A 22,258-nucleotide genomic window follows, 5' to 3' on the forward strand; every position below is an offset into this window, starting at 1 on the left:
TACAGGAATATTGACAAAGGGCAAGGCGCGGCTCTATATCTAAACGGTATCGTTCAAGTATGAGATATTTCAATGGATGTCGGGTATCGACCGGTTGGAGATTTTGAATGTGCTGGCAACGTCGGCGGCACACCCTCATACGCGACAACTCGACCGACGATTTCTCCTCCAAACGCACCGGTGCATCGCCCCCTCACGTTCGCCATCCGCACGACGGTGGCTGCGCTTCTGGCGCTCACCTCCGCTCACCTTCTCGGCATCCACCATCCCTGGTGGGCAGCTATGACCGTCTGGCTCGTCGCGCAGCCGACACGCGGCCTTCTCATCGAGCGAAGCCTCGCGCGCCTGACTGGTACGATCTGGGGTGCCGTCGCCGGGGCGCTGATCCTGATATCATGGGCGCACGACCTGCCAATTGCCCTGACAGTCCTGGCATTCTGGCTTGCACTTTGCGCCGGGCTTGGAACCATCTTCCGGCACTTCCGCAATTATGGGTTTGTCCTGGCCGGCTATACGGCAGGGATCGTCGTCCTGTTCGGCCTCAGTGACGGGCATGCCGATGCTGTGTTGGCGCAGGACCGCGTCCTGTGCACGCTGATCGGCATTGCCTGCTCAACGCTCCTGTCTTTCCGGGCCCTGCCTTTGAAACATACGAACGCCGGGACGCACGCCAGAAGCCTTCTGGACCGTGTGCTGCGATTGGTTGAGAGCGAGCCTGCCGAGCAACGACTGAACACGGATCCCACACTCGTGGCCGAAATCGGCACATTCGATCGCGCTATCGATGACTACGCGGCCGGATCACTCCGTCGTCGGTTCGACGCGCTTCGCCTGCGCCATATCTCCGGTGTGTTGCTGGAACTTGTTGCGCTGGCCCGATCAGGCCAGGGCGGGGTCACCGCAGCCGACGAAAAACAGGACGATCCGCTTCAACGCGTGCGGTCGCTGGCTGGAAACGCCGTCCTGGGTGACCGGCCGGCATTGGCGAACGCCCTCGGAGATCTAGTACAGGCATTGGAGCCTGACCGGCAAACGGCATGGAGCCATTTCCGTTTTGACTTCAATCCCGTGGAGGCGGTTAGAGCTGCCGGGCGGCCTGTTCTCGCACTGGCGCTTGCCGCCATCATCTGGCTGGCGTCCGGCTGGCAGGCCGGTGCGATGATGGCAATGACGGCCGTGTTGTTCACCTCGCTTTTCTCCAGTCACGACCACGGCAATCACATGGTGATCCAGGTCATGATCGGCACGCTTGCCGGCGCGGCGGCCGGATTGCTGACACGACTGTTCCTGCTGCCGCAGGCCGATGGCCTTCTGCTACCGATGCTCGTCTGCATTACGCCTTTCCTGCTGGTCTCCGCCTGGCTGATGCGTCAGTCGGCGACCGGTAAGATGGCCATCGACATGGCCATGACGTTCCTGCTGACAGCCCAGCCGGGTTCAGCGCCCGTGACGGCCGAGATTGCGTTGCCGGAGGCGGTGGCAATCGTGTCAGGTGTCTTCATCGCCGTGACGATGTTCTGGCTGGTCCTTCCGTCGACGCCGGCGGTGCGCTGCGGGCTGATGGCTCGCCGGATCGTCCACCTGACGGCTCTTATCGCCCGTAGCCCCGACCGGGCCTCCTCTCGGTCCCGTCACGAAGCGCTGCGCAGCACATTTGTGCGGCTTCTCGATGCCGCCGCCCCGGACGGCCCGTTGTTCACCGCGGCGCAGGCGTGTCTGGCATCGGCGGCCGATGCCAGAAGCCTCAATTCCCATTCCGCACGAGTGGCAGCTCTGGAAGCCAGCGTCGCGCTCGATGCCCTCATTACTTCGAACACAAGGAGGAAGTGCAATGCCTGATACCCAGAACCCGAGCCAGTTCGCAGGCCAGTATATCGCCGGCCAATGGCGATCTGGAAGCGCGCGAACGGCGCTTGCCGATACTAACCCGTACGACGGCCAGGTCTTGACCGAGATCGCCTGCGCCAATCGCTGCGATCTCGACGAGGCATTTCTTGCGGCGGAGGAGGCTCAACTTGATTGGGCGCGGCTCCTCCCGGGAGAACGGGCAACGGTCATGTATCGCGCCGTCGATGTCATCGACCGCCGTCATGCGGAGATCGTCAACTGGCTGATCGCCGAATCCGGTAGCACCCGGATCAAGGCCGAGATGGAATGGGCGGCAGTTCGTGCCTGCACACTCGCAGCTGCGACCATGCCTGCGCGCGTGGCGGGACGCATCCTGCCGATCGACATCCCCGGCAAGGAAAGCCGGGTCTATCGCCAGCCGCTGGGCGTCGTCGGCGTCATCAGCCCCTGGAACTTCCCGTTGCATCTGTCAAACCGCTCGATTGCGCCAGCGCTTGCCGTTGGCAACGGCGTCGTGGTCAAGCCTGCCGAGGACACGCCGGTCACCGGCGGTCTGCTGCTCGCCAGCATTTACGAGGAGGCCGGGTTGCCGCCGGGTCTGCTGAATGTCGTCATCGGCGATGTGAAGGAGATCGGCGATCCCTTCACCCTGCATCCTGTTCCAAAGTTCATTTCCTTCACCGGCTCCACCCGCGTCGGCAAGCGCATCGGCGAGCTGGCGATGACGGGACCGACCCTGAAGCGTGTCGGTCTTGAACTTGGCGGTAATGCCCCCTGCGTCGTGCTCGGCGATGCCGATCTCGACCAGGCCGTCTCGGGTGCCATTGTCGGCCGCTTCCTGCATCAGGGCCAGATCTGCATGAGCACCAATCGCATCATCATAGAAGCGGGTCTTTACAATCGTTTTGTCGAAGCCTTTGTCGAACGCGCGCGCGCCCTCAAGGTCGGCGATCCGAATGAGCGGGATACGGTCATCGGACCGCTGATCAACGAAAAACAGTTCAATGCCGCGCTCAACCATGTGGAAAAGGCCCGCGCCGCTGGCATCCGTCAGGTTCTGGGTGAGGAGCCATCGGGACAGGTTCTGCCGCCACAGGTCTTTGTCGATGTCGCCAACGAATCCGAGCTGGCACAGACGGAGCTGTTCAGTCCCATCGCTCCGCTGATCCGCGCGGCTGACGAGGCCGAGGCTCTGCGCATGGCCAACGCTGTCGAATTCGGTCTTTCCAGCGCCGTGTTCACACAGGACGCGGCACGCGGGCTGCGCTTCGCCAAGGGCGTCGAGGGGGGCATGACCCACATCAACGACATCTCTCCCAATGACGACCCGAACATGATGTTCGGTGGCGAGAAGAACAGCGGTCTCGGCCGCTTCAACAGCGACTGGATCATCCGAGAACTGACCACCGACCACTGGATCAGCGTGCAGGAAGAACCGCGCGCCTATCCGTTCTGATCCTCACCTCACCCCGCAACCGGATAAAGCAGAAGGAAAACACATCATGAGCATGACCTTCCCGGAAATTCCCGAGTTTACCGGCCTCTACAAGCCGAGCCGCGTCGAGACGCAGATCTTTGATCTTGAGATCGAGGGCACCATCCCGCCCGAGATCGCAGGCACGTTCTTCCAGGTATCGCCGGATTCCTATTATCCGCCAATGCTCGGCAAGGACATCTTCTTCAACGGCGATGGCCTCGTCTCCGCCTTTAAATTCGAGAACGGTCATGTCAGCCTGCGTCGCCGCTATGTCCATACGGATCGCCTGGAAGCGCAATGGCGCGAGCGACGGTCCCTGAACGGCGTCTATCGCAACGTCTATACCAACGACCCGCTTGCTGCCAAGAATAACACTACGGCGAACACGACCGTGCTCTACCACGGCGGTGTGCTGCTGGCGATGAAAGAGGACGCGCTTCCCTACGCCCTCGATCCCGAAACGCTGGAAACACTGGGCGTCTGGGACTTCGACGGCCAGATCAAGTCGGCAACCTTCACCGCCCATCCTAAAGTCGATCCCGACAATGGCGACCTTCTTTGCTTTGCCTATGAGGCGAAGGGCGATGGCACGCCGGACATTGCGTATTTCGAGATCGATGCTTCCGGCAAGCTTAAGAAGGAAATCTGGTTCCAGGGACCCTACGCGGCGATGATCCATGATTTTGCAATCACGGCCCGTCACGTCGTGTTCCCGCTTATCCCGCTCACCGTTGATGTCGAGCGTATGAAGGCCGGCGGGCAGCACTTCCAGTGGCAACCCGATCTTCCCCAACTGTTCGGCGTCCTGCCACGCGACGGCAGTGCCGAGGATGTCATGTGGTTCGAGGGACCGAAAGACGGTTTCCAGGGACACACCCTCAACTCCTATGAAGAAGACGGTTTCCTGCAAGTCGACATGCCGGTCACCACGGGCAACGTCTTCTACTTCTTCCCGCAGGCGGACGGCTCCGTACCGCTCCCTGAAACGCTGAGTTCGCAGCTCATGCGCTGGTCGTTCAATCTCAACGGGCCGGGGGATACAGGCGTTGGCGAAAATACGCTTCAGCCGCGCCCCATCACGTCGTTCCCCTGTGAGTTCCCACGTTGTGACGAGCGTTTTACCGGCAAGCCCTATGAGCACGGTTTTGTTCTTGCCTTCGATCCGACGCTGCCTTTCGACGAAAGCCTCGGTGAACGACCGTTCCAGTTCTTCAATCAACTCGCCCATGTCAACGTGAAGACTGGTGAAACCGACGCATGGTTTCCTGGCAGCGCTCAGTGCTTCCAGGAACCGATCTTCGTGCCGCGTTCGGAAGATGCACCGGAAGGCGACGGTTATGTCATCGCGCTGTTGAACCATCTCAACGGAGACAACACCGAACTTGTCGTTCTGGACTCGCTGAAGATGGCAGCCGGGCCTGTCGCTCGTATCAAGATCCCGTTCCGGCTGCGTATGTCGCTTCATGGCAACTGGACGCCTGCCGAGGCGCTCGAACAGGGTCGCGCATAAGCCCCGACCCACACGCTTCATACTCATGCGTCGGGATGCCCCCCGGCGCATGACATCAGATGCGACAAGAGAGGACCGGACGATTCCGGATACAGAAAATCACAAGGTCGTTGTCGTCGGGGCGGGTTTCGCCGGTCTGCAATGCGTTCACAGGCTGAAGCATCACGCCGTCTCGATCACACTCATCGACCGGCGCAATCACCATCTCTTCCAACCGCTGCTTTACCAGGTTGCGACAACGGTCTTGGCGACCTCCGAAATCGCTTGACCAATCCGGCACCTGTTCCGCGACAGGTCCGAAGTGGAGACCCTGCTTGGGGAGGTCGTCGACGTCGATCGTGACGCGCGCCACGTGGTTTTGGAAGACGACACGCTGGTTCTGGCGACAGGCTCCCGGCATGCCTATTTCGGCAAGGACCGGTGGGAGCCCTTTGCACCGGGCCTCAAGACCCTTGAGGATGCGACCACCATCCGCCGCCGGATGTTGCTTGCCTTCGAACGCGCAGAGCGGGAACCTGATCCGGAAGTGCGGAGGCGCTTCTGACATTCGCGATCGTCGGGGCCGGACCAACCGGCGTCGAACTGGCCGGAACCATAGCGGAACTCGCCCACCACACCCTGCCGCGGGAATTCCGTCACATCGACACCCGCGAGTCGAGCGTCCTGCTGGTGGAGGCCGGATCGCGTGTTCTCCCGGCCTTCAGCGAGGATTTGTCCGCCTACGCCCAAACCGTCCTCGAACGTCTCGGCGTCGAGGTACTTCTAGGCCAGCCGGTGAAGGGATGTGCCGCTGAAACGATCCGGATCGGCGAAATTGATACAGCTTGCCGCACCATTATCTGGGCCGCAGGCGTGCAGGCATCCCCTGCCGCGGAATGGCTGGGTGTCGATGCGGATCGCGTTGGGCGGGTCGCGGTCCGATCCGACCTTTCCTTGCCCGGCAACGAAGCCATCTTTGTCATCGGCGATACCTGACGCCCACTGTCACGGTTGAAGTTGTAGAACCGGCTGACTTTACGCTGACGTCTCGACTGCCGGGTCGAATTAAGGCGTCGACCGTAGCAGAGGTAAGGCCGCAGGTTGCGGGCATCATTCGCGAACGCCTGTTCCAGGAAGGGGCCCGGGTCAAGCAGGGCAGCCCCTTTACAAGATCGAAGACGAAACCTATGCGGCGACCCTGCGATCGGCGAGCGCCGCTGTAGCGGAAGCGCAGGCTAGCTACCACGTGGCAGTCATACAAGCGCGGCGGGCGGAAGAGTTGTTCGCTCGAAACTCCGGCTTGGCTTCCGATCGCGACGACAAGGTTGCTGAACGTAGCCGGTCCGATGCAGCCCTTCAGAAGGCAAAAGCTGATCTGGCGACCGCCCAGATCGATTTGGACAGAACGACAATCAGTGCTCCGATCAGCGGATTGATCGGCTTTTCCCAGACCACCACCGGGGCTCTGGTGGCTGCACAGCAGACTACGGCGCTGACCACCATCCGGACACTTGATCCGATTTACGTTGATGTCACACAATCCGCAACCGATCTTCTGCGGTGGAACGCGTCCGGCGGCGCATCCGCATTCGACGGTTCTGTAACGGCGTCCATGATACTTCCTGACGGCACAGTCTACGACCATAGGGGGCAACTGAACGCCGCAGAATCACAGGTGGAAGCAACGACCGGCACGGTTACGCTGCGCCTGACGTTTGCCAACCCGGATATGAAGCTCCTTCCCGGCCTTTACGTAGAGGTCGAATTGCCTCAGGTCACCGCGAAGGACGCCTTCCTTGTTTCAAGAAGCGCAGTCATGCGCAACACAAAGGGGGGCCTTCGTCTGGATAGTAGAGGACGGTAAGGTTGCCGTCCGACCGCTGACTATTGTGACCGATTCCAACAACAAGTGGGTGGTGACCGCGGGTCTGAAGACCGGTGATGCAGTCATCACATCCGGTTTTCAGAAAATATCACCTGGTACCGTCGTTGAAATAGCAACAGAGCCTGCAGATCAGCAGGCCTCGGCCACCGGAGGCAACTGAACGATGTCACGGTTTTTCATCGATAGACCCATATTTGCGTGGGTTATCGCCATCGTCATCATGGGCCTCGGCATCCTTTCGATCCTGAGGCTGCCAATCTCACAATATCCATCGATTGCCGGCCCATCTGTCGTCATCGGCGCCACCTACCCTGGCGCTTCCGCTGAAACCGTTGCCGACACGGTGGTTCAGATTATCGAAAAGGAAATGACCGGGCTTGATGGACTGCTCTACATCGACAGCTCTACGACTTCGACCGGTCGTGCAACCATCACCTTGACCTTCAATTTGGGCACGAACCCTGATATCGCCCAGGTGCAGGTGCAAAACAAACTCAGCCAGGCTGAGTCCAACGTCCCCGAAGAGGTTACACGGCAAGGGGTCACTGTGGAAAAGTCAACCACCGGTTTTCTGATGGTGATTGGCCTGATTTCGGACGACAGCACTCGAACCGCGATCGACCTCGCCGATTACCTCAATTCCTACATGGTTGATCCGGTTTCTCGCCTGGAAGGCGTTGGCAAAGTCGAAGTATTCGGATCCGAGTATGCAATGCGGATAAGGCTCGATCCGCAGAAGCTGAAATACTACGATCTTTCGCCTTCTACGGTTGTCGATGCAATTAGCGCACAAAATGCCCAGATTTCGGCGGGATCCTTTGGCGCCATGCCGGCTCCTACAGGACAGGAGCTGAACGCAACCGTCACGGCGCAGTCCCTCCTACGAACACCGGAAGACTTTGAACGTATCGTTCTGCGGACAGACACGGACGGCGGCATGGTCTTGCTCCGCGATGTGGCGCGCGCAGAGCTTGGCACGGAAAACTACGAGATCACAGGCTTCTACAATGGAAGCCATCGTCGGGGATGGCAATCGTCGACACGGGAAAGCACCGCTTCAGGCGTGGAGACAGTGTCTTGGCGGTCAACGCCAATCGGGGGCGCGGCTGCTTCGGCGGTGAGGTGAAGGCCGCGATGGAAGTGAGGTGAAGGCCGCGATGGAAGCCCGTGCCGAACGTCTCGTCGAGGAGGGACTGGCAAGCCACGACGACGAGGGCGTCACCTTCCGGCGCAACCTTCTCGTGACCTTGCGCCGGAGAGAGCTTGCGCGCGTTGCCGCAGACCTGTCGGCGGACACGGGCCTGTCATGGCAGAGACCAGAAGCGGGCGAGCACGTCTCGGGCATCTACCGGCAACGCGTGATGTCGAGGCCAAATGGCTGAAACGCCATTTGCCGAACCTGATCGTACTAGACTGCTCGGTCGAACGCATGGCCCGGGTCAATGGCCGCACCGGCTTTTTGCCCGGAGATGCGGTCTTTGCCCGAGGCCATATTCCCGGCGCCCGCTTTGCCGATCTTTTCGCCCGGTTTTCGGATCCCGCCGCGCCTTACGCCTTCACCTGCCCGACCAAGGCCGGCCTCGAAGCCGCAGCCCAAGACGTCGGCATCGACAATGACAGCATGGTCGTCACCTATGACCCGATGGGCGGTGCCTATGCCGCCCGCGTCTGGACCGTGCTGCGGGCCTTCGGCCACAGCAATATACGCGTGCTGAATGGCGGACTGGCAGCCTGGAAAAATGCCGGGGGCGCTATCGACATCGGTCCCGCATCCTGCTTCGAGCGGGGAAATTTCAAGGCGGCACACGGCCAACGAACATTTGTCGGCGCGGACGAGGTGCTCGACCTGATCGGGGGCGGAGTCTCCACCGAAACGCCCTTGATCTGCGGGCTGCGCGCCGAGCAGTTTACCGGTGCCGACAGCACGGATCCACGTCGGGGCCATATCCCGACCAGCGTCAACCTCCCATTTCCGGATCTTCTGGGACCGGATGATCGTCTTGAGGTTGCGCGCGTGTCGAATGCCCTGACCGCCCTGAGTCTCACCAAGGGCATAGCACCGGTGCTCTATTGCGGCGGCGGCATCAATGCCGCGGGTCTGGCGCTGGCTCTCGCGCTGGCAGGGGTCGACGATGTGAAGATCTACGACGACTCGATGAATGGCTGGCGCGACAACCCGGAACTGCCGGTCGAAGACGGAGACGGAAAGGCAGGACAGCATGACTGACATCAATCTCCTGTCCGCCGCCGAAATGACCGAAGGCTTCCGCTCCGGCAGCTTCACGCCGATCGAGGTTGCAGAGGCGGCCCTCGCCGCTGTCCGTGGACCTCTTGCAGATCTCAACGGCGTCGCGAGCGTCGATGCGGACATGACGCTTTCAGCCGCGGCCGAAAGCGCACACCGCTGGCGTGAAGCGCGTCCGCTCGGTCCGCTCGATGGCGTACCGATCAGCTTTAAGGACAGTTTCCACGTTGCCAGCATGCCGCGTTGGCACGGCACAGCCTGCCATCCGGGCACGCGCTCGCCGAAAGATGCCCTGCCGGTCACGAGGGCGCGCGCCGCCGGCATGGTGCCGACCTGCAAGACCTCGATGCCGGATTTCGCCATGGTCATGTCGGGCCTCAGTTCCCAGAACGGCATCATCCGCAATGCCTGGAACCCCGAGACCAGCCCCGGCGGCTCATCCTCCGGCGCCGGCCCTTCCGTCGTCGTCGGTGCGGCGACAGTGGCACTCGGCACCGACATGGTCGGCTCCGTCCGCCTGCCCGCCGCCCTCTCGGGCCTCGCCTCGATCAAGCCGACCCAGGGCCGCATCGCCTATGATCCGCCCGGCAGCTATCGCAGCGCTGGCCCGATGGCGCGCAGCGTCGACGAGGTTGAGTGGACGCTTGCCGCCCTCGGCCGCTTTTCCGACCGCGACTTTTTCTCGCTGGAAGGAGGCTTTGCGCCGACAACGCCTGCCTTCGAGCGGCTGGATGGCAAGGTGATCGCCGTCTGGCGTCAGGCCGGCGGGGGCGACAGGACCGATCCGGCCACGCTTCAGGCCGTCGAATTGCAGATCGCCCGCCTTGCCGATCTCGGCGCTGAGATCGTCGAGATCGATGACCTCGACGTCACGCCCGACGACTATCTCGCCATTCACTGGAACATGCTCTATGTCGGCGCGCCGGATTATTTCGGCCTTTCGGCCGACGAGCGTGGAAAGATCCATCCCGTCATCGGCGCCATGTATGAGGATCTGCTCGACCAGTCCGCGATCTTCGCAGCGGGCGTCGCAAGGCGCATCGGCGCAGCCGCAATCCATGTGGCAGCACAACTCGACCGTTTCGACTATATCCTGTCGCCCGCCCTGCCGGTAGGGTCCTTCCCCGCCGATCTCCCCTGCCCCGATCCAACGCTCGGCGCCATGAGCCATCAGGCCTTTGCCTGCTGGTTCAACCAGACCGGCTGGCCGGCGGCGACCGTGCCGGTCTTCGATCCGGGCGATGGCGTCTGCCCGGTCTCGGTACAGATCGCCGGCAAGCGCTTCGACGATGGCGGTGTGCTGCAGGTTGCCCGCCTGCTCGAAGCCCGGCGCGACTTTGCGCTCGCTCGGCCCGCCATCGCCAGTCAGGGAAGAACAGCATGAAGACGCTGGTGATCTTCGATGTCGACGGCACGCTGCTCGATTCCGCCGGTCTTCATCACGACCTGATCACTGCCGCACTGGCGCGCGATGGCCTCGACGTCACCTTCCAGCCGTGGAATGCCTATCGCCACTATACCGATCTCGGTGTTCTCTCCGAACTGTTCCGCCACGCCTATGGCCGCGCTATCGCAGCCGACGAACTGGCCCACTACGACCGGGCCTATGAGGCAGCACTCGTCGATCATCTTTCGACATCAAAGCTGGATGAGATTGCGGGAGCCAAATCGCTACTTGCCGCGCTTTCTGCGCGCGATGATGTGGCGATCGCCTTTGCAACCGGATCGTTGCGGCGGATGGCGAACGTCAAGCTCCGCCTGCTCGGCATAGAAGCAGATCGTGTGGCACTTGCCACCGGCGGCGAACAGCTGACTCGCGACGATATGGTGCGCGATGCAGCCTCGCTTGCCGGCGCGCGCGCGCGGGAACCGATCGACACCATCATCCTCGGCGACGGTCTCTGGGACCAGCGCGCCGCGGAGGCCCTCGGCATCCCTTTCATCGCCCTGCAGACCGGCGCCTACCTGTTCGGCGAATGGCCGGCGCTGACAATACCCGATTTCCGCAACATACAGGCCGACGATCTTTTGAAACTCGCCGGTCCCGTCGTCTTCTGAGACGCGGGCCGCAACGTGGAAACCAAGTAGTGCATGACCAGGACATCCATATCCACCGGCAGCAGATACGAGGAACTGATGGGCTATTCGCGCGCCATCATCGCCGATGGCGTCGCCTACGTGTCGGGCTGCTCCGGATTGCCGGCCGATATGGACGTGGTCGGCCCCGCCGACGCCGCAAGCCAGTTCGCCCATGCCGTGGCCAAGGTTTCGCGCATTCTCGAACAGGCCGGAAGCTCGCTGGAAAACGTGACGCGAACCCGCATCTATCTTACTGATGCCGACGACTGGGAGCCGTTGATCGAAGCGCATGGCCGCGCTTTTTCCGCCATCCGACCAGCCTGCACAATGGTTCAGGTCGCCCGCCTCATCGACCCGCGCATGCGCGTCGAACTGGAGGTGACCGCCATCGTTTAAGCAGGCCCGATCGTCAGGAACAGAAGCGCTAATCCAACAACAATAAAGGGTGAACAGCATGAAAGACATGTCGTGGAATGATGCAGCCGTCCGCAACGAACTTGCGCGGCTGAAAGAGATGAAACCGTTCTGCTATGGATTGACCAATTATGTCGCCGCCAACCTTTCGGCCAATGTCCTGCTTGCGGTCGGTGCAGGAACTGCGATCGGCACGGCGATGGACTGGCCGAGCGTCTTTGGCGGCCATGCGCATGCCGTTTGGATCAATGCTGCCAGCCTGATGAGCTGCGGCCCCGAGGAAATCAGGCTTGCTGCAAAATCTGCCCATGAGGGAGGCGTACCTTGGGTGCTCGATCCGGTTGCCGTCGGCGCGGGCGCGGCAGACTATGATGCCGTCGTTAAAAGCCTGCTCGAATTCAAGCCGACGGCGATCCGCGGCGACGCTTCCGAACTGATCGCGCTTGCCGGCGGCCATGGTGGCGGACAGGGTGTGGAAACGACGATGACCTCCGACCAGGCCGTGCCCTTCCTCGAAAAGGTAGCCGCCGAGATCGGCACGATCGCAGCCGTCAGCGGCGCGACCGATTATATCACCGATGGCAAGACGACCTATAGCGTCGGCGGCGGAGACATTCGCCTGACCCAGGTGACCGGTGCCGGTTGCTCGCTCGGTGCATTGATCGCAGCCATGCTCGCCAATGCAGAAGACAGGACCACCGCCGTCGTCGCCGCTCATGCAGTCTACGCCGAGGCGGCCAAGCGCGCTTCCGGCGCCCGCGGTACCGGCAGCTTCGCCACCGCCTTTCTCGACGAGCTTTCACTGATCGAACCCGCAGGCTGACTGCGAGAATTCTTTCACCGGGACATTTGACCTTGGCGGGACCTACCCGCCGGGCAGATCCAAACGCGCTCATTCTCCGGGCCCCCGGAGGGCGCGCAGGCCAGCGACGAGCGATGCGCTGCCGCCGCATCAATCCTTGTTGCTTTTCCGGCAACACGGCCCACCCCACTCTGGTCTACGGACCACAAATTAAACCTGATAATTTTTCGGCCAACAAAGATAAAGACAACTGGGAAGAGCGCATGAGCAGACTGATCATCGAAAACGGCATGATCCTCACCCTGGATGAGGTCGGCACCTATCACGAGCAGGGAACCGTGATTGTCGAGAATGACCGTATCCAGGCCATCGTGCCGAAAGGCGAAACCGTTGCGAGCCAGACGGGCGACACGCTAATCGATGCCTCCGACAAGATCATCATGCCGGGCCTGATCGACCTGCATTACCATACGGCGATCGGCAAGGGTTTCAACGATCACATGCCGCTCTGGGAATATCTCGACGAGTGCTGGTATCCGCTGATCCGCGCGCTCGATCCGGAAGCAGCCTATTGGGCGGCGCTGGCAAGCTACATGGAATCGATCAAGTCGGGCGCGACAACTGTCAACGACATGTATCGACAGCTGAATGCGCTGGCGAAGGCAGCCGAAGATATCGGCATCCGCGCCGTGCTCTCCAATGACGTCGCGTCTCCCGAACACGATCTGGACAGCCTGCAGGACAATTACGATGCCTACAAGGCCAATCACGGCAAGGCGAACGGCCGTATCCAGGTGCGCGTCGGCATCGAATGGCTGCCGCTTGCCGATCGCGGCCTGCTGCGCGACGCACGGGCCATGGCCGATGATCTCGGCTGCGGTGTGCATGTGCATCTCAACGAATCGAAGACCGAGGTCGACTTCTGCCTCGACAAATACGGCCGCCGGCCGACCGAGGTCGCCTATGAAACCGGCCTTCTCGGTAAAGACACGATCGCGGCCCACTGCGTACACCTGTCCGATGCCGAAATCGCAATGATCGCGGAGACCGGGACCCACGTCTCGCACAACCCGAATTCCAACGCCAAGCTCGGCAATGGTGTCGCCCGCATTCCCGAAATGCTAGCGGCCGGCATCAATATAGGCCTCGGCCACGACGCGGTGGAATGCAACAATTCCGCCGACATGTTCGAGGTGATGAAATGGGCGTCGCTCGTCCATCGCGCCCATCGCGCCGATGCAAGCCTGATGCAGGCGGGTGACGTGCTGCGCATGGCGACCAACAATGGCGCCAAGGCACTCGGTCACGAAACCGGCCAGCTTTCGGTCGGGCGCAAGGCCGACATCATTCTCGTCGAGACCAACAATGCGATCTTCACCCCGCTTCTGCGCGACACCGCTGTGCATATGACGAGCCATCTCGTCTTTGCCTGCAACCAGAGCGTCGTCGATACCACGATCGTCGATGGCGAAGTCGTCATGCTGGGCCGCAGGCTGACCAAAGTCGACGAGGACGAGATCGTCCGCGAGGCCAACGCGGCCTTCCGCCGCATCAAGGACAAGATGGTCGTCGTCAAGCGTGACAAGGCCTGAGACCGGCATGGCGCCGCAATCGGTAGCGGCGCCCTTCCCCCATCCGTTTCAACCTTTACCAGACAGAGATATTTCATGCAGATCGACTTCGAGTACGGCCTGTTCGGCAAGCTGCGCGCGACCTCCGGCCAGACCTGGACCAACTACGTCAGACACCCATTCGTCCGCAAGCTTGCCGCCGGCACCCTGCCGGAAGTCTGCTTCAAGCGCTTCCTGACGCAGGACTACCTCTTCCTCATCCATTATGCCCGCGCCTACGGCCTTCTCGCCTCCAAGGGCCGCACACTTTCCGAGATCCGGGCAGCTGCCTCCTCGCTCGGCGCCATCCTCGGCGAGCTTCCCGTCCATGTTGGCTATTGCAAGTCCTGGGGCCTGACCGAAGCGGACATGGAAAGCGCGCCGGAAGCCTCCGAGACGATGACCTATACCCGCTACGTTCTCGATATCGGCCAGTCGGGCGACATCCTGGAATTGACCGCAGCCCTGATGCCCTGTGTGGCAGGCTATGGCGAGATCGGCCAGATCATCCTGCAGGACGCGGCGACAGTAATGGAGGGTAATCCCTACGAGGCCTGGATCCGCAATTACGAGAGCGAGGAATATCTCGAAAGCGTCGATAAGGCGATCAAGTCCTTCGACGAGATCGGCAAGGCGCGCGGTGCCGAGGCGCGCATGGACGAGCTCGTATCGATCTTCAACACCGCGACCCGGCTGGAAGCCGACTTCTGGCAGATGGGCCTCAATGCCGCGAAGTCGCAAACACCGATGGCCGCAGAATGATGGCAATCCTTCGACATCATGAGGGGCACCGCAGATGAATGCCACTCCCCGCAATCTCTCGCACTCCGCCGCCACCGGTGCCAAGCAGGCACCTCCCGGCATCCGCATCGACGGACTGACTCTGCGCTACGGCGACCGGACCATTTTCGAGAATCTGACATTCGAGATCAAAAGCGGTGAATTCATCGCGCTTCTCGGATCGAGCGGCGTCGGCAAGAGCAGCCTCTTGAAGATCATCGCCGGCCTTGCCAGACCGACAAGCGGCACTGTCAAGGGCTCCGACGGTCAGCCGATCACCGGCCGCCTCGCCTATATGGGCCAGCAGGATCTGCTCTATCCCTGGCTCAATGTCATTGAGAATGTCACGCTTGGCGCCCGTCTTCGGCGGGAAAAGGTCGATCGCGACTATGCCGATCATCTGCTCGAACGCGTCGGCCTTGCCGGTCGGCAGAAGGCTCTGCCGATGGCGCTTTCCGGCGGCATGCGCCAGCGCGCCGCGATCGCCAGAACCCTCTATGAACGCCGCCCGATCGTGCTGATGGACGAGCCGTTTTCGGCGCTTGATGCCATCACCCGCGCAAGCGTGCAGGAACTGGCGGCAGAGCTTCTCGACGGTTGCACGGCACTGCTCATCACCCATGACCCGATGGAGGCTGCCCGTCTCGGCCATCACCTGATGGTGCTCTCCGGACACCCGGCGCGGCTTGGCGAGACGATCACCGTTGCCGGCCAGCCGCCGCGCGCACCGGACGATCCCAACCTGCAAAAGAGCCAGGGCGAACTGCTGCGCATGTTAATGGAGATCGAACGATGACCGGAAAAATCAACGCGCATCTTCTGGCCGGGGGTCGCGGGCTGACGGTCTTCCTTGGCCTTGTGCTGATCTGGTGGGCGATCGCCGTGATCTTCAAGCTGCCCTCCTTCATCCTGCCGACACCGCCGGTCGTCGTCGTCGCGCTGTGGAACGGTCGCGCCTATCTCTTCTTCCACACGCTGATCACGCTCTCGGAAATCTTCCTCGGCCTGTTTTTTGGTCTTCTGTTCGGTGCGCTTCTGGCGCTTGCGATGGTTTTTTCGAAAACGCTGCAGCGCTGGCTAATGCCCGTGCTGGTGGTCAGCCAGTCGATCCCGATCTTCGCACTGGCGCCGCTGCTCGTGGTCTGGCTCGGCTTCGGTCTGTCGTCCAAGGTCGTTGCCGCTGTGCTGGTGATCTTCTTCCCCGTCGCTGCCTCCTTCTATGATGGTCTTCGGCGCACCGATCTAGGCTATCTCGACCTCGCCAAGACGATGGGCGCCTCACCCTATGCTCAGCTGCGCCATGTCAGGCTGGTAGCGGCACTTCCGGCCTTCGGCTCGGGCCTTCGGGTTGCCGCAGCCGTCGCCCCGATCGGCGCAGTCATCGGCGAATGGGTCGGCTCTGCCGGGGGGCTTGGCTACGTCATGCTGAATGCCAATGCCCGCATGCAGACACCCGTCTGCTTTGCCGCGCTTTTCATTCTGTCGATCATCGCGGTCGCGCTCTGGCAGATCATCGATCTGCTGATCAAGCGCGTCCTCTACTGGGTGCCCGACAGTGAGCAGTCCACCTAACAAATCAGACGCATAAGACATCACAATCAAAAGAGAGGAACAGAATAATGCTGAAGAAACTGATCGCCGGCGCAGCGCTTGCCGTGCTGATGTCCGCCCAGGCCCATGCCGCCGACAAGCTGACGGTGCTTCTGGACTGGTACCTGAACCCCGACCATGCACCGCTGATCGTCGCCGAACAGATCGGCGCCTTCAAGGATGAAGGGTTGGAGGTGGAACTGGTGCCGCCGGCTGATCCCAGCATGCCGCCGCGCCTCGTCGCCAGCGGCCAGGCCGATATCGCCGTCAGCTACCAGCCGCAGCTCTATCTCTATGCCGACCAGGGCCTGCCCCTGATGCGGATCGGCACGCTGGTCAACACACCGCTCAACACCGTCCTGTCGCTGACGAAGAGCGGCATCAAGTCAATGGCCGACTTCAAGGGCAAGAAGATCGGCTATTCGGTAAGCGGCGTCGAAGAGGCAACGCTCACCAGCATGCTGGCAACCGGCGGCCTGAAGCTTGCCGATATCAACATGGTCAATGTCAACTTCCAGCTGGTCAGCGCGCTGATGGCCGGGCAGGTCGATGGCGTCATCGGCGGCTATCGCAATGTCGAGGCCAATGAACTGATCGAACACGGCGCCGAGCCGATGGTGATGAAGGTCGAGGATTACGGCGTGCCCGCCTATGACGAGCTGATCTACCTCGTCAACAAGGATCATGTCGCCGATCCCCGTTTCAAGAAGTTCCTCGCCGCCGTGAAGAAGGCCACCGACTATCTTGTCGCCCATCCGGACGACACCTGGACCGCCTTTGCCAAGAGCCATGCCGATCTCGACAACCCGCTCAACAAGACCATCTGGGCACAGACCATCTCGATGTTCGCCAAGGAGCCCGGTGCGCTGGATAAGGCCCGCTATCAGGCCTACGGCAAATTCCTCGCCGACAACAAGCTGATCACCAAGGAACTTCCGGTCGAGGATTACGCGACCGAGCTCAAGTAAAACGCGGCGGACCGCGGGGTGGTCGCTCCAGCGCCACCCCGCGCCTGCCTCATCCGCATTTTTGGAAAATCATATCTATGGATATTTCATCGCTTCTGGACCAGATCGACAGCCGCGAGGCCGAGCTGGTGGACCTTCTGTGCAAGTTGATCTCGTTCGAAACCCCTGCCCCGCCAGCGCGCAACACCGCCGAGGCACAGGCCTTTGTCGGTGACTATCTCTCAAAGCTCGGGTTCTCGATCGACACCTGGGACGTTTATCCCGGCGATCCAAATGTCGTCGGTCTGCGCAAGGGTAGCGGTTCTGAAGCTCACAAGAGCCTGATCCTCAACGGCCACATGGATGTCGCCGAAGTAGAGGAAGGCGAGGCCTGGGAAACCGGTCCGTTCCAGCCGATCGTCCGCGACGGCCTCGTCATCGGCCGCGGTGCAGCAGACATGAAAGGCGGCATTTCCGGTGTCCTCTTCGCGTTGAAGCTACTGATCGAAAACGGCATCGAACTGCCCGGCGATATCACCTTCCAGTCGGTCATCGGCGAAGAGGTTGGTGAGGCCGGCACGCTGCAATGCTGCGAACATGGCTATACCGCCGATCTCGCCGTCGTCGTCGATACGACCGACCTGCAATTGCAAGGCCAGGGCGGTGTCATCACCGGCTGGATCACGGTCAAGAGCCCGCAGACCTTTCACGACGGCACAAGGCGTCAGATGATCCATGCCGGCGGCGGCCTGATCGGCGCCAGCGCCATCGAGAAGATGATGAAGGTGATCGCCGGCCTGCAAGACCTGGAACGCCATTGGGCGGTGACGAAAACCTATCCGGGCTGCCCGCTAGGCTCCACCACGATCAATCCGGCCGTCATCGAAGGTGGACGACATGCGGCCTTCATCGCCGATGAATGCCGGCTCTGGGTCACGGTTCATTATTATCCGAACGAACACCACGACACGATCACGAGGGAGATCGAGGAGCATATCCTCGCCGTAGCCAAGGCGGATCCGTGGCTGCGCGACAACCCGCCGACATTCAAATGGGGCGGCACCTCGATGATCGTCGATCGCGGCGAGATCTTTCCGGCACTCGAAGTCGATCCTGACCACCCCGGCGTCAGGATGCTGATCGAAAACCACGGGGTAACGACCGGCGACAGGCTCGAACCACGCGTCTCGCCAAGCGTCAGCGATGGCGGCTGGTTCGGCGATGCCGGCATCCCCGCCTTCATTTACGGGCCCGGGCAACTGCGCCATGCCCATAGCGTCAACGAACAGGTATCGATCGAGCAGCTCAAGACCTTCACCAAGGTGATGCTGCGTTTCATCCATCAATGGTCGAGTACGGCGCGCTAACTCGAATGTGGAAGACGCAGCGGGCCGAAAGCGCCGCTGCGTCTTCACTCTTGGCTCAGACGAGGACGAGCTTGCGGCCTTCGACCGGATGATGCGGGTCGCTCGGCGCGAGTGTCGATGTTTTCCCCGGTGAGACGAGTTGATCGACGAAAGCCTCATCGGCTTCCGTATAGCTGTAGTCGAGCGCGTCGAGATAATCCTGCCACTGTTCCATCGTGCGCGGACCGACAATGGTCGAGGACACGAGGCTGTTGCGCATAACCCATTGCTGGGCGATATGGGCTGACTTCACGCCTTTGGCCTCCGCATGCCGGACGAGCCGCTCGGCGACGGCGAGCGATTCCGGTCGCCATTCGGCTTCCATCATGCGCACGTCGCCGCGGGCGGCACGGCTTCCCTGCTCCGGCGCTGCATCGGGCTTGTATTTGCCGGTCAGGATGCCGCGGGCAAGCGGGCTGTAGGTGACGACGCCGAGACCGTAGAATTGCGCTGCCGGCAGATGTTCCACCTCGGCTTCTCGATTGACGAGATTATAGAGCGGCTGGGTGGCGACGGGGCCTTGAATGCCCGCTTCCTTGGCCAGTGCCACGGTTTCCGCCATGCGCCAGGCCTTGAAATTGGAAATGCCGAAATAGTGGATCTTGCCCATCCGCACGAGATCGGCAAAGGCATGCACCATTTCCGACATCGGCGCCTCGAAATCGGCCTTATGGATATAGAGGAGGTCGATATAGTCCGTGCCGAGACGCTTCAGGCTCGCATCGACCGCTTGGATGATCCACTTGCGCGACATGCCCTTTTCGTTCGGACCAGAGCCCATCGGATTGCCGACCTTGGTGGCGAGCACCCAATGGTCGCGATCGGAGGCAATCGCGCGACCGACGACCCGCTCGGATTCACCGCCATTATACATGTCGGCCGTGTCGATGAAGTTGACGCCGGCATCTCGCGCCGAGGCGATGATGTTCGTCGATGCCTTTTCGTCGGCCGCGCCACCAAACATCATCGCGCCGAGGCAGAGCTCGGAGACCTTCACGCCGCTTCGGCCGAGATAGTTGTGTTTCATCGATCGCTCCTTTACTCGGGGCCACCTTTCAGGGCGGCCGCATCTCGTGTGCACCGGCTCTAACAACCCTGCCCGAGATCGCAAACCGTCGAATGCCGCTCGTCCGGATATTGTGCGCGTTTGTCCAAACGCATGCCGCCGGCAGCCACTACGATGCTTCCATCGGCGACATTGCATCGCCGCGGTCATCAAGGCAGAACAAGGATTTTTCGATGAACACTCCCATCCACCCGAAGGACTGGATCGTCGGTAGGACGGCAAACGGCACCAACCATCTCAACTGGGGCGTTAAGGCCGGCAACCACATCTATGTCGCCGGCATGCTGTCCACCGATCCCTATGATGGCAGCACGGTTGGCGAAGGCGACATCATCGCCCAGACCCGCCGCGTCCTCGACAGCGTCAAGGAAGTTATCGAGACCGCCGGCGGCAAGATGACCGACGTCACCTTCAACCAGATCTTCCTGAAGGACCTCGCCGATTACCACGCGATGAACTCGGTCTATGTCGAGTATTTCAAGGAAAACCTGCCGGCCCGCGCCTGCCTCAAGGCCGACATGGTCAAGGCGGAATATCTGGTCGAGATCATCACGACCGCAGTCGTCTCCGGCTGATGCCTGGTCCCGATATAAGAGGTGGCCTCCTTGGCCACCTCTTCTTCGCTCACCGCCGGCTCGACGCCATGATCAGCCCGCCCGAGACGAAGATCACGATTGCGCCGACGATCGTATGCAGGGCCGGAATTTCTCCGAACGAGAGAACGCCGACGACGAGTGCCCAGCAGAGCTGCGTATAGGTAAGCGGCGCCAAGGTGCTCGCCGGTGCATGCCTATGGGCGATGACCAGAAAGAAGTGGCCGAGCCCGCCGATCGCGCCGACCAACCCCATCGCAATCCAGCCGCCCGCCGCATCCGGCCAGTGCCATATGGGAACGACCGCAATCGTCAGCGCCACGGCCGGCAGGACGACGGCAACGATATTGAGGCTGAGCATCGTCTCGCTCGCCAGGAGACGCTTCGACAGCAGAACATATGAGGCATAGCTCAGCACATTGCCGACGGCAAAAAGCGCCGAAATCTTGAAGACGTCGCCACCCGGCTGAATGACGATCATCGCGCCCGTGAGGCCAAGAATCAGCCCTAAACCGACAAGCAGCCTCAGCCGCTCGCGAAAGATGACGATCGAGAGGCCGGAGATGACGATCGGCCCGAGCATGACGATGGCCTGGCTTTCGACGAGCCCCAAGGTCTTGAGCGCGAGAAAATTGAAGGCTGTCGAGCCGAACAGGCAGGCCGCGCGCAACGTCTGCAGCCAGGGGCGGCGAATGCCCCATTGGCGCGGATCGAGCCCCGGTCGAAACAGGATGAAGGCCGTCAGGCTGCCGAAGGCGTAACGCGCCCAGATGACCTGCAGCACCGGCAGATGGCGCCCCGCATATTTTGCCACCGGATCGATCAACGCAATGCACATTGCGGCAAGCAGCATCAGCAGAATGCCGCTACTGACCTTGACAGAGGCCGCCGTTGGATGGGCGGGACGATTGACGGAAATGTTCGACATGAATGTCCGGGGGAAAGGCCGCGCACGCGACCGGAGGAAGAAGGAAGGCAGATTTCTCGTGGCCTGTCAGCGGGCAATCCGCAAGCTCGATTTGCGGGCGATCCGCAACCCGCTTTGCGTTTGCGAACACGCCGCCTCGCGCCAGCCTCCGTGCCCGCGATGCTGCGACGGCGACATGCCGTAACGCTCCTTGAAGGCGCGGCTGAAATAGGCGGAATCGTTGAAACCCCAGCGATAGCTGATCTCGGCAATCGACAGGCCGGAATAGAGCGGATCAGCGAGATCCTGATAGGACCGCTCGAGCCGGCGCCGGCGGATATAGGTATTGGCATTCTCGCCGGTATCCTCGAACAGTTTCTGCAGATAGCGCAGCGAGATGCCGAGATAGTCCGCAAGGCCGCTCGGCGAAAGGTCGGGATCGGAGAGTTTCAGCTCGATCGCCTGGGTGGCACGCAGCGCAATCGCATTTTTCGACCGCGATCCATCTATGAGATTGGCGGCCGCCCCGGTGGTGGCGATCGCCGCCATCAGGAACTCGACCAAGGTGATCTCCAGTGGACGAAGCTCATCGCTGGAAATGCTACCGATCCGCGCCGTCGCCAGTGCCAGCAGATCGGAAAGGAAGGTCGTCGCGCCATGATCGGCACCGAGCGAGAGACCGACGGCCGGCGTCGCCAAGGATGAAAGGCGCGAACCATTGTGGAATTCGGTGAACTGCACGGTATCGATCGCCGTCTCGGCACTCGCCGTCAGCCGCATTTCGCGCGGCATCTTGCCGACGATGACGTCGCCGGCGCAGAAGGCCAGACTGCCGCGTTCGGTCCGCAGCGTTCCTGCACCCTTGAGGATACGCGCCAGCCAGATACCACCCGTGGCAGACCTCGTATCGAGTGAGATATGCTGCGGGGAGAGTTCCAGCCGCAGCATCGCGAAGCCCCAGGGCGCCTTGAGGCCGTTGACGGACGCCCTGAAATTGCGCGGCGATGCATCGCAGACCGATTTCGCTCCGAAACCGCCAAGAGCCTCGGCCCAGGCGGACAGGCGCTGGTGTTCATCAATCGGCCCGCTGTCGAAACAGAAGAGTTTCAGCATCGATTAC

20 protein-coding genes and 2 pseudogenes are annotated in these 22,258 nt (G+C 61.5%); 19 read left to right on the forward strand and 3 right to left on the reverse strand.

Translation table 11 applies throughout. The features are described from left to right. Positions 1 to 180 precede the first annotated feature (180 nt). The 18 genes and pseudogenes from ACQY1L_RS20895 (at position 181) to ACQY1L_RS20980 (ending at position 18,533) form a co-directional block, all read left to right on the forward strand. Positions 181 to 1,839: an FUSC family protein gene (locus tag ACQY1L_RS20895; protein WP_430244172.1), complete on the forward strand. Its 1,659-nt coding sequence runs from the start codon at positions 181 to 183 to the stop codon at positions 1,837 to 1,839. Beyond that, entirely contained in the window at positions 1,832 to 3,304 is a 1,473-nt protein-coding gene (locus ACQY1L_RS20900) for an aldehyde dehydrogenase family protein (RefSeq protein ID WP_156586779.1), read from the forward strand. The genes ACQY1L_RS20895 and ACQY1L_RS20900 overlap by 8 nt, the downstream gene beginning before the upstream one ends. Positions 3,305 to 3,350: 46 nt before the next feature. Next, positions 3,351 to 4,835 carry a carotenoid oxygenase family protein gene (locus ACQY1L_RS20905; protein ID WP_156586781.1) on the forward strand — a complete coding sequence of 495 codons (1,485 nt, stop codon included), beginning with the start codon at positions 3,351 to 3,353 and terminating at the stop codon, positions 4,833 to 4,835. Positions 4,836 to 4,884: 49 nt separating this feature from the next. Further along, positions 4,885 to 5,807, forward strand: a pseudogene (locus tag ACQY1L_RS20910) (NAD(P)/FAD-dependent oxidoreductase); the annotation flags it as partial. Positions 5,808 to 5,976: 169 nt separating this feature from the next. Then, positions 5,977 to 6,678 (forward strand): annotated as a pseudogene (locus tag ACQY1L_RS20915) (efflux RND transporter periplasmic adaptor subunit); the annotation flags it as partial. 184 nt (positions 6,679 to 6,862) lie between these two features. Next, a complete protein-coding gene (locus tag ACQY1L_RS20920) occupies positions 6,863 to 7,825 on the forward strand; it encodes an efflux RND transporter permease subunit (protein ID WP_430262041.1) in 963 nt (320 codons plus the stop codon). 19 nt (positions 7,826 to 7,844) lie between these two features. Then, entirely contained in the window at positions 7,845 to 8,081 is a 237-nt protein-coding gene (locus ACQY1L_RS20925) for a DUF3363 domain-containing protein (protein ID WP_430244176.1), read from the forward strand. Further along, positions 8,006 to 8,926 carry a sulfurtransferase gene (locus ACQY1L_RS20930; RefSeq protein ID WP_430244177.1) on the forward strand — a complete coding sequence of 307 codons (921 nt, stop codon included), beginning with the start codon at positions 8,006 to 8,008 and terminating at the stop codon, positions 8,924 to 8,926. The genes ACQY1L_RS20925 and ACQY1L_RS20930 overlap by 76 nt, the downstream gene beginning before the upstream one ends. Then, on the forward strand, positions 8,919 to 10,328 hold the full coding sequence (locus ACQY1L_RS20935; RefSeq protein ID WP_430244179.1) for an amidase: 1,410 nt from the start codon (positions 8,919 to 8,921) through the stop codon (positions 10,326 to 10,328). The genes ACQY1L_RS20930 and ACQY1L_RS20935 overlap by 8 nt, the downstream gene beginning before the upstream one ends. Continuing rightward, positions 10,325 to 11,002 carry an HAD family hydrolase gene (locus tag ACQY1L_RS20940; RefSeq protein WP_430244181.1) on the forward strand — a complete coding sequence of 226 codons (678 nt, stop codon included), beginning with the start codon at positions 10,325 to 10,327 and terminating at the stop codon, positions 11,000 to 11,002. The genes ACQY1L_RS20935 and ACQY1L_RS20940 overlap by 4 nt, the downstream gene beginning before the upstream one ends. A gap of 33 nt (positions 11,003 to 11,035) precedes the next feature. Then, a complete protein-coding gene (locus ACQY1L_RS20945) occupies positions 11,036 to 11,419 on the forward strand; it encodes a RidA family protein (protein ID WP_430244182.1) in 384 nt (127 codons plus the stop codon). A gap of 58 nt (positions 11,420 to 11,477) precedes the next feature. After that, a complete protein-coding gene (locus ACQY1L_RS20950; RefSeq protein WP_430244183.1) occupies positions 11,478 to 12,260 on the forward strand; it encodes a hydroxyethylthiazole kinase in 783 nt (260 codons plus the stop codon). Positions 12,261 to 12,502: 242 nt separating this feature from the next. Beyond that, entirely contained in the window at positions 12,503 to 13,831 is a 1,329-nt protein-coding gene (locus ACQY1L_RS20955; protein WP_430244185.1) for an amidohydrolase family protein, read from the forward strand. Between the two features lie 75 nt (positions 13,832 to 13,906). After that, positions 13,907 to 14,611 (forward strand): thiaminase II, encoded by a 705-nt coding sequence (tenA, locus tag ACQY1L_RS20960; protein WP_430244187.1) that lies wholly within the window; start codon positions 13,907 to 13,909, stop codon positions 14,609 to 14,611. Between the two features lie 34 nt (positions 14,612 to 14,645). After that, complete coding sequence (locus ACQY1L_RS20965) at positions 14,646 to 15,425, forward strand: ABC transporter ATP-binding protein (RefSeq protein WP_430244189.1); 780 nt, start codon at positions 14,646 to 14,648, stop codon at positions 15,423 to 15,425. Beyond that, the gene (locus tag ACQY1L_RS20970; RefSeq protein ID WP_430244191.1) at positions 15,422 to 16,201 is read left to right on the forward strand and encodes an ABC transporter permease; all 780 of its coding nucleotides are present in this window, start codon (positions 15,422 to 15,424) and stop codon (positions 16,199 to 16,201) included. The genes ACQY1L_RS20965 and ACQY1L_RS20970 overlap by 4 nt, the downstream gene beginning before the upstream one ends. A gap of 47 nt (positions 16,202 to 16,248) precedes the next feature. Continuing rightward, on the forward strand, positions 16,249 to 17,187 hold the full coding sequence (locus tag ACQY1L_RS20975; RefSeq protein WP_430244194.1) for an ABC transporter substrate-binding protein: 939 nt from the start codon (positions 16,249 to 16,251) through the stop codon (positions 17,185 to 17,187). A gap of 77 nt (positions 17,188 to 17,264) precedes the next feature. Next, positions 17,265 to 18,533, forward strand: a complete 1,269-nt coding sequence (locus ACQY1L_RS20980; protein WP_430244196.1) for an acetylornithine deacetylase — start codon at positions 17,265 to 17,267, stop codon at positions 18,531 to 18,533. 55 nt (positions 18,534 to 18,588) lie between these two features. Here ACQY1L_RS20980 and ACQY1L_RS20985 read toward each other — a convergent pair whose 3' ends face one another. After that, entirely contained in the window at positions 18,589 to 19,599 is a 1,011-nt protein-coding gene (locus ACQY1L_RS20985) for an aldo/keto reductase (protein ID WP_430244198.1), read from the reverse strand. A gap of 212 nt (positions 19,600 to 19,811) precedes the next feature. Here ACQY1L_RS20985 and ACQY1L_RS20990 point away from each other — a divergent pair, with 212 nt between their 5' ends. Further along, a complete protein-coding gene (locus ACQY1L_RS20990) occupies positions 19,812 to 20,213 on the forward strand; it encodes a Rid family hydrolase (protein ID WP_430244200.1) in 402 nt (133 codons plus the stop codon). A gap of 49 nt (positions 20,214 to 20,262) precedes the next feature. Here ACQY1L_RS20990 and ACQY1L_RS20995 read toward each other — a convergent pair whose 3' ends face one another. Beyond that, positions 20,263 to 21,159 (reverse strand): DMT family transporter, encoded by an 897-nt coding sequence (locus ACQY1L_RS20995; protein WP_430244202.1) that lies wholly within the window; start codon positions 21,157 to 21,159, stop codon positions 20,263 to 20,265. 66 nt (positions 21,160 to 21,225) lie between these two features. Beyond that, positions 21,226 to 22,251, reverse strand: coding sequence for a helix-turn-helix domain-containing protein (locus ACQY1L_RS21000; RefSeq protein ID WP_430244203.1), 1,026 nt, complete (start codon positions 22,249 to 22,251; stop codon positions 21,226 to 21,228). Between the last annotated feature and the right edge of the window lie 7 nt (positions 22,252 to 22,258).

Origin of the sequence: Neorhizobium sp. DAR64862/K0K3 (assembly GCF_050500185.1) — a bacterium.
GTDB lineage: Bacteria > Pseudomonadota > Alphaproteobacteria > Rhizobiales > Rhizobiaceae > Neorhizobium > Neorhizobium soli.

What these genes read in the sequence shown, in the direction of transcription:
- tenA (WP_430244187.1), top strand. Translation starts at nt 13,907, where the DNA reads ATGCAGATCGACTTCGAGTACGGCCTGTTCGGCAAGCTGCGCGCGACC.
- ACQY1L_RS20905 (WP_156586781.1), top strand. Translation starts at nt 3,351, where the DNA reads ATGAGCATGACCTTCCCGGAAATTCCCGAGTTTACCGGCCTCTACAAG.
- ACQY1L_RS20950 (WP_430244183.1), top strand. Translation starts at nt 11,478, where the DNA reads ATGAAAGACATGTCGTGGAATGATGCAGCCGTCCGCAACGAACTTGCG.
- ACQY1L_RS20985 (WP_430244198.1), bottom strand. Translation starts at nt 19,599, where the DNA reads ATGAAACACAACTATCTCGGCCGAAGCGGCGTGAAGGTCTCCGAGCTC.
- ACQY1L_RS20975 (WP_430244194.1), top strand. Translation starts at nt 16,249, where the DNA reads ATGCTGAAGAAACTGATCGCCGGCGCAGCGCTTGCCGTGCTGATGTCC.
- ACQY1L_RS20920 (WP_430262041.1), top strand. Translation starts at nt 6,863, where the DNA reads ATGTCACGGTTTTTCATCGATAGACCCATATTTGCGTGGGTTATCGCC.
- ACQY1L_RS20990 (WP_430244200.1), top strand. Translation starts at nt 19,812, where the DNA reads ATGAACACTCCCATCCACCCGAAGGACTGGATCGTCGGTAGGACGGCA.
- ACQY1L_RS20900 (WP_156586779.1), top strand. Translation starts at nt 1,832, where the DNA reads ATGCCTGATACCCAGAACCCGAGCCAGTTCGCAGGCCAGTATATCGCC.
- ACQY1L_RS20940 (WP_430244181.1), top strand. Translation starts at nt 10,325, where the DNA reads ATGAAGACGCTGGTGATCTTCGATGTCGACGGCACGCTGCTCGATTCC.
- ACQY1L_RS20945 (WP_430244182.1), top strand. Translation starts at nt 11,036, where the DNA reads ATGACCAGGACATCCATATCCACCGGCAGCAGATACGAGGAACTGATG.
- ACQY1L_RS20935 (WP_430244179.1), top strand. Translation starts at nt 8,919, where the DNA reads ATGACTGACATCAATCTCCTGTCCGCCGCCGAAATGACCGAAGGCTTC.
- ACQY1L_RS21000 (WP_430244203.1), bottom strand. Translation starts at nt 22,251, where the DNA reads ATGCTGAAACTCTTCTGTTTCGACAGCGGGCCGATTGATGAACACCAG.
- ACQY1L_RS20930 (WP_430244177.1), top strand. Translation starts at nt 8,006, where the DNA reads ATGGCAGAGACCAGAAGCGGGCGAGCACGTCTCGGGCATCTACCGGCA.
- ACQY1L_RS20995 (WP_430244202.1), bottom strand. Translation starts at nt 21,159, where the DNA reads ATGTCGAACATTTCCGTCAATCGTCCCGCCCATCCAACGGCGGCCTCT.
- ACQY1L_RS20955 (WP_430244185.1), top strand. Translation starts at nt 12,503, where the DNA reads ATGAGCAGACTGATCATCGAAAACGGCATGATCCTCACCCTGGATGAG.
- ACQY1L_RS20965 (WP_430244189.1), top strand. Translation starts at nt 14,646, where the DNA reads ATGAATGCCACTCCCCGCAATCTCTCGCACTCCGCCGCCACCGGTGCC.
- ACQY1L_RS20970 (WP_430244191.1), top strand. Translation starts at nt 15,422, where the DNA reads ATGACCGGAAAAATCAACGCGCATCTTCTGGCCGGGGGTCGCGGGCTG.
- ACQY1L_RS20980 (WP_430244196.1), top strand. Translation starts at nt 17,265, where the DNA reads ATGGATATTTCATCGCTTCTGGACCAGATCGACAGCCGCGAGGCCGAG.